Origin of the sequence: Rhizobium sp. R339 (assembly GCF_002211395.1) — a bacterium.
Lineage (GTDB): Bacteria > Pseudomonadota > Alphaproteobacteria > Rhizobiales > Rhizobiaceae > Rhizobium.
This window is the reverse complement of record NZ_LOKV01000025.1, coordinates 74,919-87,729: the sequence shown is the minus strand read 5'-3', so window position 1 is coordinate 87,729 and position 12,811 is coordinate 74,919. Positions and strand designations below refer to the sequence as shown.

4 protein-coding genes are annotated in these 12,811 nt (G+C 62.8%); 2 read left to right on the top strand and 2 right to left on the bottom strand.

Going from position 1 to position 12,811, the window contains the following annotated elements:
• The first annotated feature begins 50 nt into the window (after positions 1-50).
• Together ATY76_RS25410 and ATY76_RS25405 are read left to right on the top strand one after the other, a co-directional pair.
• Positions 51-1,814: a glucan ABC transporter ATP-binding protein/ permease gene (locus tag ATY76_RS25410; RefSeq protein WP_088677443.1), complete on the top strand. Its 1,764-nt coding sequence runs from the start codon at positions 51-53 to the stop codon at positions 1,812-1,814.
• A 430-nt stretch (positions 1,815-2,244) separates the two neighbouring features.
• On the top strand, positions 2,245-2,598 hold the full coding sequence (locus ATY76_RS25405) for a VOC family protein (protein WP_088677442.1): 354 nt from the start codon (positions 2,245-2,247) through the stop codon (positions 2,596-2,598).
• Between the two features lie 48 nt (positions 2,599-2,646).
• Here the strand turns inward: ATY76_RS25405 and opgC are convergent, their stop codons facing one another.
• Positions 2,647-3,885, bottom strand: coding sequence for an OpgC domain-containing protein (gene opgC / locus ATY76_RS25400; protein WP_088677441.1), 1,239 nt, complete (start codon positions 3,883-3,885; stop codon positions 2,647-2,649).
• Positions 3,886-3,984: 99 nt separating this feature from the next.
• Positions 3,985-12,504 (bottom strand): glucoamylase family protein, encoded by an 8,520-nt coding sequence (locus ATY76_RS25395; protein ID WP_088677440.1) that lies wholly within the window; start codon positions 12,502-12,504, stop codon positions 3,985-3,987.
• Positions 12,505-12,811: the final 307 nt, after the last annotated feature.

Sequence of the window (12,811 nt, the reverse complement as noted above, 5' to 3'; positions counted from 1 at the left end):
TTTGTAGCATCGCATCATCCCCGTTTTCGCAGATGCACAAGAGGTTAGACGTGTCGCTTTTCAAGGTCTATGCAAGAGCTCTGCGCTATCTTGGCGCCTATAAGCTCCGCGTATCCCTGGTCGTTCTCGCAAACATCGTTTTGGCGACCATCACGATTGCAGAGCCGATCCTGTTCGGTCGCATCATCGATGCGATCTCGGGCAAGGGTGAGGTCAAGCCCATCCTTTTCATGTGGGCGGCTTTCGCCGTTTTCAACACGGTGGCCTTCGTCCTGGTGGCCCGCGAAGCCGACAGGCTCGCCCATGGGCGGCGGGCGACGCTGCTGACGGAAGCCTTCGGCCGGATCATTTCCATGCCGCTCGGCTGGCACCATCAGCGCGGCACCTCCAATGCCCTGCATACATTGCTGCGCGCGTGCGAGACGCTGTTCGGCCTCTGGCTGGAATTCATGCGCAACCACCTGTCGACGGTCATCGCGCTTGCCCTTCTAATCCCGACCGCAATGGCGATGGACCTGCGCCTTTCCGCCGTGCTCGTGGTGCTTGCCGTCGCCTACTGGCTGATCGGCCGCGTCGTCATGAGCCGCACCAAAGACGGCCAGGCTTCGGTCGAAAATCATTATCACACCGTCTTTTCGCATGTCAGCGACTCGATCAGCAACGTGTCTGTCCTGCACAGCTACAACCGCATCGAGGCTGAAACAAAGGCGCTGAAATCCTTTGCCGACCGCCTGCTCGAAGCTCAGTATCCGGTGCTCGACTGGTGGGCGATCGCCAGCGCGCTGAACCGCATGGCGTCGACCATCGCGATGATGGTGGTCCTGATCATCGGCACCATTCTCGTCCAGGCCGGCCAGTTGCGCGTCGGCGACGTCATCGCCTTCATCGGCTTCGCCAACCTGCTGATCGGCCGTCTCGACCTGATGCGCCAGTTCGCGACGCAGATTTTCGAGGCCCGCTCCAAGCTCGAAGAATTCTATGCGCTCGAAGACTCGGTGCAGGAACGTGAAGAGCCGGCCGGCAACGGTGAGATCAAGGACGTCAAGGGTGCGATCGAATTCCGTGACGTCTCCTTCGGCTTCGGCAACAGCTCGCAGGGCCTGCACAATGTCTCCTTCTCGGTGAAGGCAGGCCAGACGGTTGCGATCGTCGGCCCGACCGGCGCCGGCAAGACGACGCTGGTCAACCTGCTGCAGCGCGTCTACGACGCACAAGGCGGCCAGATCCTCGTCGACGGCACCGATATCACCAAGGTGACCCGCAAGTCGCTGCGTCGCCACATCGCGACCGTCTTCCAGGATGCCGGCCTGCTGAACCGCTCGATCAGCGACAATATCCGCCTCGGCCGCGAGGGGGCCAGCGAAGAGGAAATGCGCCGTGCGGCCGAAGCCGCCGCCGCTGCCGACTTCATCGAAACCCGCGAGGACCGTTACGATACGCATGTCGGCGAACGCGGCAACAAGCTCTCCGGCGGCGAGCGCCAGCGCATCGCCATCGCCCGCGCCATCCTCAAGGACGCGCCGATCCTGGTGCTCGACGAGGCGACCTCGGCGCTCGACGTCGAGACCGAAGCCCGCGTCAAGGCGGCGATCGACAACCTGCGTGAGAACCGCACCACCTTCATCATCGCCCACCGCCTGTCGACGGTCCGCGAAGCCGATATGGTGCTCTTCCTGGACAACGGCCGCGTCGCCGAGCAGGGCAGCTTCGACGAGCTCAGCCACAGCAACGGCCGCTTCGCCGCCCTGCTGCGCGCCAGCGGCATCCTGACGGACGAAGAGGTCCGCAAGGCCCATACGACCGAAGCCGCCTGATCGGGTTCGGCTCTCAAAGATCAAGGCCGGAGGGATTGTTCCCTCCGGCCTTTTTGTTTGGTTGCGTTAAGCCAGTCCAATTCCTGCGACACACTTCAGGACTTCGTTTTCCTTCCAAAACCGGTGCTGACGACACACAGCAACGGTGTACCATGGGGCCACCTGCTCCCCTGCAGAGCATCTTCCCCACAAGTGAGGAGATTGGCTGGGCTCAATAGTTTCCCCAGCCAACAACGAACCTGTGTTCCGCACGGCGGCGGAAAGGGACTGGGGGCCAACCACTGGCCAATCTCCCTTCTTGTGGGAGATGCCCGGCACAGCAGAGAGAGTGTCACACTCTGCAACGTCCCCGTTGCAAGCCCAAACCAATTGACGCTCCTACCGATCTTCCTACCTTCCGCCTTGTCACCAAGCATTGGAAGGAAACCCCATGAAGGTCCTACGCATCGTCGCCAATATCGAGGCGCACGACATCACGGCGGCCAAGCGCTTCTACCAGGATATCCTCGGTCTCGACGTGGTGATGGATCACGGTTGGATCGCGACTTTCGGCGCCGCCAGGCCGATGAGCGTTCAGCTGAGCGTCGCCACCCAAGGCGGTTCCGGAACGCCGGTGCCCGATCTCTCGATCGAGGTGGACGAGCTCGATGCCGCTTTCGAGGCAATGACGGCCGCCGGCTTCCCGATCGAATACGGCCCGGCCGACGAACCTTGGGGCGTCAGGCGCTTTTACGTGCGCGACCCCTTCGGCAGGCTGGTGAACATCCTCGCCCATAAAAATTGAGCCGGCGGCATCAGCCACCGGCTCCTCGTGTCGATCGAAGACCGATTGTTACTTCCGATCGGCCCTGTGATAGGCGTTGGCTGCCCCGCGGACACGGACGGGGACGGGTATGGTGGCGGGCTCGGTGACCAGTTTGCCCCTGACCTTGTCCTGCTGGCGCTTGTGCTCGAGATAGTAGGCGTAGGCAAATTGCGTCGCGATCCCCGCTATGACGAAGAGCGGCCCGACCAGCGGATCCTTGTTGGTGATGTAGAGCACCACCTGTCCCACCATGGCGAGGATCGTGCCGGCGACGAAGATGTTCAGCGAATGACGGCCGAGGATCGTCAGCGGATGATCGGCGGGACGGCGCAGGATACGCGAAACTGCGGGAATGCTGATGACCAGATAAGTCAGCGCCAGCACATGCAGCAGTCGCGGCAGCGACAGGAAGGTCTTGTCGAAGCCTGTGATGACGGTCGGCAAGCCAAGTGCGGCCAGCGAGTTGCCGAAGGCCCAGAGATGGCCCATCACCCAGACGAAAGACAGCAGCACGTAGCCGGCAGCAGCCGCAAACAGCAGCGGATGGCGCGGGATCGTGCCGCCGCGCTTGATATGCAGGATCGAGACGATACCGATCGTAAACAGGAACTGCCAGGAGAGCGGATTGAGGAACCAGTAGCCCTCGATCAGCAGGTTGTGCGGCGCCACCTCATAGATGCCGGCAAGCAGCCAGACCGTGCCCGAGACGGCGAGCGCCAGCAGCGGGCTGCGCGCATTGAGCAGCAGAATGACCGGCACCATCAGCAGCAGCGCGCCATACATCGGCAGGATGTTGTTGTAGCCGATCTGGTGGCCGAGCAGCAGCAGCGCCGGAATGCCTTCCTTCAGGTTCATGAGAACCGCCAGGATATTGATTTCGACCAGCAAGCCCGGCCGATGGAACAGCCAGGCGCCGCAGATGAACAATGCCAGGGTCATGAAAGTGGTGATCATATGGGCAAGGTACAGCGTGAAGGCGCGCCGCGCCGCCTTGATCGCCGTCTTGATGCGCGCACCCGGCTTGAAGCGGGACCCGTAGGCGAGGCCGACGGCAATGCCGGAAATCAGGACGAAAGCCTCCGCCGCATCGGAGAAGCCGAAATTCTTCGTCGTCACATATTCGAAAATCTGCCCGGGAACATGATTGATGAAAATCATGATCAGGGCCAGGCCACGCAGCACATCAAGCCGTGTATCGCGTCCTGACGCAGCCGCGGATAAGCAACTGCGCTCGGCGCCGATGGCTTCGGTCAGCGTGCTTGCCATAGAGTTTCTCCTGTTATCCGATTTTGCAACGCGACGACGGCCAAAAGGGTTCCCTTTGGCCGTCGCGAATCGCCGTGTTCCTCAGCGTGGAGAACGCTGCTATCCGAGCGGATATCCCTCTTCGGGATCGGTGACTTCGCTGCCGTTGATCGACAGAGTGTAGCCGCTCGCATTGGACGCTTTTGAGACCGAAATGCGGTATTTGCCGCCTCCCTGCTCCACCTCTGCCGCAAATCCGTCCCATTCCGACGGGAGCGACGGGCGCACGTAAAGCCGGCCGTCCTTCAGTCGGATACCGAGAATGCCTTCGACGGCAGCGCGGTAGAGCCAGCCTGCGGAGCCCGTGTACCAGGTCCAGCCGCCGCGTGACGTATAGGGCTCATGTCCGTAGACGTCGGCCGCCACGACGTAGGGTTCGACGCGGTACTGTTCCGCCGAAGCCTTGTCGAGCGCGTGGGTGATCGGATTGAGGATCTGGAAGCAGCGCAACGCATCGTCGCCGCGCTTCAGCTCCGCCAGCGCCATCACCACCCAGGTCGCGGCATGGGTATATTGCCCGCCGTTTTCACGCACGCCCGGCGGATAGGCCTTGATATAGCCGGGATCCCGCGCGGAATTGACAAAAGGCGGCGTGAACAGCCGGATGATGCGGGCTTCCTCGTCGACCAGCTGATCGAGCACGGCATCCATCGCCTTGACGGCGCGGGCCGGGTCGCCCTCGCCTGACAGAACGCTCCAGGACTGCGCGATCGAGTCGATCCGGCATTCCGGGCTTTCCTTGGAACCGAGCAGCGCGCCGTCGTCGAACGTGCCGCGGCGATAGTAGCCGCCGTCCCATGCCGCGGTTTCGAGCGCCTTCTTCAACTCGGTGAGATGCGCCGACCAGCGCCCCACGCGGGCCGTGTCGCCGCGCTCTTCGGCATAGGGAATGAAGGAGCGCAATGCCCCCGCCAGGAACCAGCCGAGCCAGACGCTGGTGCCGCGCCCGCCGATGCCGACGCGGTTCATGCCATCGTTCCAGTCGCCGCCGAGGAACAGCGGCAGGCCGTTTGCGCCCTTGCGGGCGATGGCGAGATCGAGCGCCAGCGCCGCATGTTCGTAGACGCTCGCCTTATCCTCGGAAATCTCCGGCTTGTAGAAAGAATCGTGCTGCCCCTCCAGGAGAGCGGGGCCTTCGAGGAAGGCAAGCTCCTCATCGAGGACGCTCTTGTCGCCGGTAACACTGCAATAGTGATGGATCGCATAACTCAGCCAGACGACATCGTCCGAGATCAGGGTGCGAACGCCCGCGCCCGTTCCCGGCAGCCACCAATGCTGCACGTCGCCCTCGCGGAATTGACGCGAGGCGGCATTCAGGATCTGCCCTCGGGCGATCGAAGGTTCATGCAGCAGGAAGGCCAGCGTGTCCTGCAACTGATCGCGGAAGCCGAAGGCACCGCTTGCCTGGTAGAAGGCAGTGCGGGCCATGATGCGGCAGCCGAGGCTCTGATAGGGCAGCCAGCTATTGACGAGATTGTTCATCCCGCGATCCGGGGTCGAGATCTGCAGCCGACCGGTGAACTCCCGCCAGAAGGCGCGGTTCGCCTCGACGGCATCGTCGAACGAAGCCTCGCGGATGCCGGCGATAATCTCACGCGCCTCGTCTTCGGTCTTGGTATCGCCGAGGAAGAAGGTGAAGTCACGCTCCTCGCCGGCGCCAAGCTCGATGTCGATCGCGAGAGCCGCGGCCGGATCGCCGTCGAGTTCCGTCGCACCGGAAAGCACGGCGGCCGAGGTGACGGCCTGCGGGGCCTGGATCGTTCCCGCCTTGCCGATGAATTCCCGTCGGCTTGCCGAGAAGCTCGAAAGCGTCTCGCTCGCCGCGAAGAAGGCAATGCGGTTGGAGTGGTCGATGCTGTAAGGATTGGTGGCGAACAGCGCGCCCGTCTCCCCATCATGCCGCGACAGGATGAAGGGCGCCGTGCGGCCCGGATTGTTGCCGAGGATCCATTCGACATAACCATAGAGACGCAGCTTGCGGCCGGTCGAACCGGTGTTGCGCAGACGCAGGCGCTGCAGCTTTACCGGCTTGTCGCGGGCGATCGTCTGCGTCAGCTCCAGCGCGATATCATGCTGGATGCTCGAGAAGACCGAATAGCCGAGCCCGTGGCGGGCTTCGAAACGAATGTCCGGCCGGCGCGAGAGTGCCGCGAAGGGAGTCATGACAGCACCGCTGTCGAGATCGGCGAGATAGAAGGCCTCGCCCGAACGGTTGACCACCGCGTCGTTCGACCAGGAGGTCAGCTGGTAGTCGCGTGAATTGACGCTCCAGGTGAAGCCTGCCCCTTCCGCCGAGACGTGGAAGCCGAACTTGTCGTTGGAGATCACGTTGATCCAGGGCTGCGGCGTCGCATGGCCGCCTGGAAGGCGAACGACATATTCGCGGCCGTCGCGGGCAAAGCCGCCGATGCCGTTCCAGAAGTCGAGATCGCCTTCCTCTTCGATGACGACAGCGGGCACAACAGGCGGCGGCATCGGGGTGACGCGCTTGACCGGAACCTTGTTTCGCTCGGCCCGCTCCATCTCCTGCTGTTCCTCCTTGGAGGGTGCAAACAGCGCGACGGCGCGGCTGATCTGATCGACCACCTTGCCGTTCTTGGCATGCAGGGTGACGCGGGAAGCCGCGATCAGCGCGTGATAGGTGCTTTCCTCCATCAGGTCCTTGCGGACGGCGAAGATGTGCTGGCGCAGCCCATCGGCCTGGCCCATGCGGCGCACGTTCTCGCACATGGCGTCGAGCGCATGCTGCATGTCCTGCGCATAGGAAGAAGCGCGTTCGTTCATGATGACGAGATCGGCGGTGACGCCGCGCGAACGCAGATATTCCTGCGCCAGCAGCGCCTCGCGGGCGATGTCGAGATCCATGTCGTCGTTGACGCGCAGGGTGAAGATCGGGAAGTCGCCGGAGATCGCCAGCGGCCAGAGAGCCGATTGCGACTGCAGGCCGGCCTCGACGGTCGCCTCATCCTTGCGCAGCTGCATGTCGGGATAGACGAGGTAGCGTCCGAGATGCTGGAAGGCCGCCGCCTGCTGCGAGGTGACGCCGACATGACGCATCTGCACCTGCGTGCGCGTCCAGGCCTGGACGAGTTCGTGGTTGAAGGCGTCGGGGTGACGGTAGCGGTTGACCGCCTTGTCGACCTCGTCGCGGCTCGGTGCGGCGATCGTCCAGAAGAACACGCTGACCTTCTTGCCGGCGGGCACGCGTACGGTGCGGCGCAGCGACATGACGGCGTCGAGCATGAAGCCGTCGCTGCCGGAAAGCGTCGCACCCGGATCGAAGGCCGCCGCATCGGCAAGGCTGCGGCCTCGGCCGATGAACTTGCGCCGGTCGGTCTCGAACTCGGTGTGACGGGTGTCGCCGGCATTGTCGACGATCAGATGGGCGATGCTGATATTCGGCTCGTTCGGATCGCGCTTGTTGCGCTCCGCGCGAATGACGTCGCCACGCTTGCCGATCTCGGTCCTGATGAACATTCGGGCGAAGGCCGGATGCGCATTGTCGGTATCGTCGGAGGTAATGACCGGTTCGAGGTAGGAGGTGACTTCGATGAAGCGGTCTTCAGTGCCCATGTTGAGCAGGGTGACGCGGCGGGCCTCGGCATCATGCTCGGTCGCAATGATGCATTCCACCTCGCTCGTCAGGTCGCCGACCGTCTTGGTGAACTGCGCCTTCTCGTCGGCGAATTCGACCTTGATCTTTTCGCCCTCGACACCCTTCGGCTCTGCTGTCGCCGACCACCATTCGTTGGTAGCGGTATCGCGCAGGAAGATGAAGGTGCCCCAACGGTCTTCCGTCGGATCGGCCTTCCAGCGGGAAACGGTAAGACCGTTCCAGCGAGAATAGCCGGCGCCCGTCGCCGTCAGCATCATGGAGTAGTGGCCGTTGGACAGGAAGACGAGTTCACGGTCGCGCGAGGCCGGGTCGCTGATCTTCCTGATCTCCGGCCGCAGCAAATCGTCCTGGATGCTGGCCGGCGTATCGGATTCATGCTTGCCGCTCATAACGGGAATGTCGCGCGGCGCCTTTTCCTGCAGCAGCAGTTCGGCCGCCTCGATCACGGGATCGGAGTGGAACAGCTCGCGCAGATGGCCGTTGAAGGCGACGTTGGCGACGGCCGCGATCGACATGCCGTGATGGTGGGCATAATAATTGTAGACCACCGCGCATTTCTTGCCTTCCGGCACGCGTGTCGGCGTGAAGTCTACGGCGTCGTGGAAGCCGAACTTGCCGAGCGCGCCGAGTTTGCGCAGCTTCTGCAGGTTTTCCAGCGCACCCGGCGGATCGTACTGGCTGGCCAGCAGCGAGGCATAGGGCGCGATGACGGCATTGTGGCCGAGGCCGCGTTTCAGACCGAGCGTCGGCACGCCGAAATTCGTGTACTGATAGTTGAGGTTATGGTCGCGGGCATTGAAGGCCGCTTCCGAAATGCCCCACGGAATGCCGAGCTTGCGGGCATAGTTCATCTGTTCGACGACGACCAGATTGTTGGTCTGGTTGAGAATGCCTCCGCCGCGCTCCTGCATGACGAGCGGCGGCATCAAATATTCGAACATCGAACCGGACCAGGAGACCAGCGCGCCGCGTGATCCCACAGGCACGACCTGGCGGCCGAGGCGGTACCAGTGCTCGGTCGGCAGGTCACCCTTGGCGATGCCGAAGAGGCTGGTCAGGCGGCATTCCGAGGCGAGAAGATCGTAGCAGGCCTGGTCGAGCTCGCCGCTTTCGACACGGTAGCCGATCGACAGCAAGCGGCGCTCCGGCCGGAACAGGAAGCCGAAATCCATCGAGAAGGCGAGATCGCGCGCCTTGTCGCGCAGCGCCACCAGGCGCGGCCTGAGGTCATCGACCTTGGAAAGGTCGAAGGTGCTATCCGATATATGCGCCTCGCAGACCTTTACCAGCGACGCCGCCCATAGGGTAACCTCTTCGCTCTGCTTCGACTTGACTTCATGGTCGAGATTGGCGGCGAGCTTTTCGATGTCGCGTGCGAGAACGGCAAGGTTGATGATGCGGATAGAGGCGAATTCATGCTCGCGCTTGACGGCGGCAAGCGCGTTCTGGAAGCCGACGATGCGCTCTTCCAGGCGCCGGCGCAGCGGGCGCACGGTCTTGCGGTCGTCGGGCAGGTCCGCCAGCACTTCACCCAGAATGCCGGCCGTGTCGCCGACACCGTCGAGATTACCCTGCATATGGGCCGAGGGCGCCTCCGCCCAGTTGCGGCAGGCCGACGAAATGGCGATCAGATGACCGGCGAGATTGCCGCTGTCGACCGCCGAGACGTAACGCGGTCCGAGCGTCTGCAGCGTATCGGTGTGATACCAGTTGAACAGATGGCCGCGGAATTTCTCCATCTTGTCGATCGTCGCGATCGTCTGTTCCAGCCGCTCGATCGTCTCCTCGAAGGAGAACCAGCCGAAATGCCGGCCGGAAACGACGGAGAGCAGGTAGACGCCGATATTGGTCGGCGAGGTGCGCGCCGCGACGATCACATGCGGCGTTTCCTGGATATTGTCCGGCGGCAGGTAATTCTGTTCAGGCGTGGTGAAGGTCTCGAAATAGCGCCAGGTGCGCCGCGCGATCTTGCGCAGTTCGCTGGACACCGAGTCGGCGACTTCGAGCCGGTCTTCCGTCTCGGCCGACTGGCTGACATACCAGGCGACGACAGGCGAAAGGATCCACAGCAGCGCGAAGGGAATGCCGACGAGGAAGGCGTTGTCGCCGGGAAGCGCCGCGAAGGCGAGCGCCAGCAGCGCCAGCGCCGGCGCATGCCACATCGCCTTGTAATAAGAGGCGAGGGTGCCCTGGCGGCCGGCCTGAACGCTGGCAGCGGTGCGCCACTGCAGCATCAGCTTGCGGCTGACGAGCAGGCGGTAGAGCGAACGGCCGATCGCATCCGCCATCATCGCCGCGGAATCGGCGATGAAAACGATGCGCAGCGCGACCTGCGCATTGGCGGCCGTGATATCCGACCAGACCGTATAGAGATGGGCACGCGCGACGATATCGCTGGTGCGCGGGATGATGCCGTTGATGAGCGAGAGCGTCGGCGCGACGAAGAGGCAGAAGATCAGCAGAATCTGCCAGACGAGCGCGCCGAGCGGACCCATGAAGTACCAGCCGAGCACCGAGGCGAAGAACCAGGCGATCGGCGTCAGCGAGCGGCGCAGATTGTCGAACATCTTCCAGCGGCCGAGTGCCGTGACGCCGTATTTTGGATTGAACATGTAAGGCAGAAGCTGCCAGTCGCCGCGCGCCCAGCGATGCTGGCGCGATGTTTCCACCTCGTAGCGGATCGGGAAATCCTCGACCAGTTCGAGATCGGTGACGAGTGCGCAGCGCGCCATCGAGCCTTCGAGAAGATCGTGACTGAGGACCGAGTTCTCTTCGATCCGGCCCTTCAGCGACGCTTCGAAGGCATCGACGTGATAGAGGCCCTTGCCGGTGAAGGTGCCTTCGCCGGCGAGGTCCTGATAGACGTCGGAAACGGTGAAGACGTAAGGGTCGAGGCCGCGATTGATCGAAAAGACGCGCTGGAAGACCGATGCGTCCTTGCCCGTCGTCAGCGACGGCGTGACGCGCGGCTGCAGCACGCCGTAGCCGCTCTCGACGCGCCCGGTTTTCGGATTGATGACCGGGCGGTTGATCGGGTGGTAGAGCTTGCCGACGAGCTTGGTGACGGTATCGCGCATCAGGCGCGTGTCGGCATCGAGCGTCATGACATATTGCACATTGGCCGGCACCGCATTGGCGCCCGGCAGATAGGTCGTGTCGCGGTCGCCGCGCAGCAGCATGTTCAGCTCGTGCAGCTTGCCGCGCTTGCGCTCCCAGCCCATCCACACGCCTTCGGCGGGATTGTAGAGGCGGCGGCGATGCAGGAGGTAGAAGCGCGTCTTGCCATCATAGGCATAGCGGGCGGAAAGATTGGCGATCTCGCGCCTCGCATAGTCGAGAACCTCGAGATCGGCGGCCGTCTCCTCGGCGTCGCTGTCGGGCCAATCGCTCAGCAGCGCGAAATAGATCTCGCCGCGCGGATTGGCGAGATAATGAACCTCGAGATTGCGCACCTGATCGTCGACGCTGTCGCGGTTGGAGATCAGGCAAGGCACGACGAGCAACGTGCGCGCATCCTCCGGAATGCCTTCCTTGAATTCGTAGCCGACGAGCCGCGCCGGCGTCACGAAGAAGGACAGCAGAGTGTTGAAGAGGCCTGTCGCGCCCTCCGAGGCCGGCAGCGAGAACATGATCAGTAGCACGGCGATTTCGAGCGGACCCATGCCGGCATTCGCCATGAACTTGCCGACGACGGCCATGGCGATGACGGTCAGCAGCATGACGGGAACGGCGATCGCCAGCCAGTTGAACTGCCGCACCGCACGGACGAAATGCTGGGTGATCGTCGGGCGGTAATTCGCCCGCGCCTCCAGCTTCGGCCGCTGCGCGCCGGACAGGAAGCCGCCGACATTCGGTTCGTGCGGCTGCGGCTCGCCGGAGGCCTTGGCCTCTTCCGTCATGTCGAGCGCCAACTGGGCGATTTCCATTTCCGTCAGCGGCGAGCGCTTGGCCAGCTTTTCGATCTGCTTGCGGTATTTGTTGCGCGAGCCGGAATCGAGGATGCCGTAGTCAGAATGCTCCCACAGCAGCTTATCGACGTGGCTGACCTGTTCGACCCAGACCGACCATTCCGTATCGTCGATCTCGCGAAGGCTGCGGATGATGTTGCCCATCGTCACGTTGCCGGAAGACAGGCGGCTGTGTTCGGCCGTCGTGGCCTCTTCGGTATTGCGGCCGAGCTCTTCCAGCCGCTCGTCGAGCCAGGTGATCGCCAGGCTCGATGTCTGCGAGCCGTCGCGCAGGCGGTAGAGGAACTGCGTCGAGAAGGTATTGTCCTCGGCAAGCGGCTCCAGCGTCTTCAGATAGGCGGCAGCCTTTGCCGGATCGGTCAGGCGGACCAATTCGTCGGCCGCCTCGTTGGCGCGCCGGCGCAGCCGGCGGCTGGCTTCCACACGGCTCGAAATACGGCGAAGGTTTTCCACCAGCACGTAGCGCACGAGCGACGGCAGGGCCCAGAGTTCACCAATCCGGAGCGTCTCGCTGGTCTGGAAGCCGTCGACCAGAGCCGTCAGGCTTTCCTGCGAGATCGTGCTGTGGGTATGGGCGACATAGAGCCAGGCAAGGACCAGGGTGCGCGGTATCTCGACACCCCCGACAGAAATAGTCGGCAATTCGCGGTAGAAACGCCGGGGAAAGTCGCGTCGCACCTCCTGTATCGCTTCTTCGACGATATAGTGGTTGTCCAGCAGCCATTCCGCCGCTGGAGTGATCGTCTCTCCAGCCTCGACGTCCGTTGCCGTGGTGCGGTAAACGCGCAGGATTTCCTTCTCGTTTTCCTTATGGCGCGCGAAGAAATCGAAGGGAGCGAAAGCCGGCAGCTTGCTGACGCCGTTCTGGGCGACCGCCTCGCCCATCGCCTTGATGTCCTCAATGGAAAGATAGGTCGAGCGGATCGAATCATTGTGATCGATCTGCTTCGTATCGGGGTCGCGCGGAAGGCTCGGAGAAAGATTGGCAATAGACATGGGTTCGGTTCTGGATCCAAACAAAGTTATGGCTGTTTTGCTCAGCCTTTTGCACTGCTTATCATGACTGCGACATGAACGGAGCCCGATTCTTCGAAGATCGATGAAGCCGGGATGAACGACACTTGGGCGACGCGACGCAAACGCAATGAGCCCCGGTTCAGGGCGGCAGACGGATGATGGAAATCATCGATATCCTCTCCGCGAAAGCCATGGCGAAACTTGGACACGGGACAATTCAAGTCAAGAGGCGGGGAATGCGCCCTGCCAGGCTCGTCTCCGCGGCGGGAGGCGAAAATGCCGGCAT